The sequence below is a fragment of the Thalassospira sp. UBA1131 genome (genome assembly GCF_002311515.1).
Classification (GTDB): Bacteria; Pseudomonadota; Alphaproteobacteria; order Rhodospirillales; family Thalassospiraceae; genus Thalassospira.
Window position 1 is genome coordinate 12809 of the sequence record NZ_DCAO01000134.1, and the last position, 725, is coordinate 13533.

Consider the following 725-nt stretch of genomic DNA (forward strand, 5'->3'; position numbering starts at 1 on the left):
GCGATCCGTATGGGGCCGCATGCCAAATGCAAGGAACTGATCACCGGGGTCTTTGAAGTCGTTTCCGAAGCAACCAAGCATGAACTGGTTGCCGATTGCGCAAAGCTTCTGACCAAGAACGCATTCAGCCCAGAAGCATTTCATCTTGTGCGTACACGCGCCTCCAATCACGTCGTGGAGATCCGCGAAGCCTATCGCCGGGCGATGGGGGATAACCTGCGCGCATTGCTGGATGGCAAGATGGCCGCGCGCGAGTTTGTCGAGGAATTCATCGAACTCGCATCAAATGGCAACCTTAGGATTGATATCTATCGCCGTCTGGTGATGAAACTGATGCGCTCAGACGCAGTGCGGCCAAGTGTGAAATTCATGCTGCTGGAACGCCTTGATCGGTTCCCGCAGATGGTAAAGCTTCAGATCGTCAATGAAGTCAATTCGGCACCCGATACGCCGGAATACCAGACCCTGAAGCAGGAATTGCGCTGGATCTATGAGGCAAAGCAGAAACAGCAGTTGCCACATGCCAAGCAAACACCGATCAATGCATCGGGCAATGCGGATGCAGCCGGGCCGCGGATCACGGCGGCTGATCTTGTCGGGCGGTCACAGATCGATTTCGGGGCGGCTGCGGGCATGCATCGCCGCAACAGCATCATCAAACCGGCCGAGCCGACCTTGAAGCGCAATGCGACGCCCAGCATCATGACCAGCGGCGGCTTCAGCAC

General features: G+C 56.6%; 1 protein-coding gene. It reads left to right on the forward strand.

The features are described from left to right. Window positions 1-725, forward strand: a 725-nt coding sequence (locus B3Z49_RS21895) for a hypothetical protein (RefSeq protein WP_296994973.1), incomplete at both ends; no start/stop codon positions are given.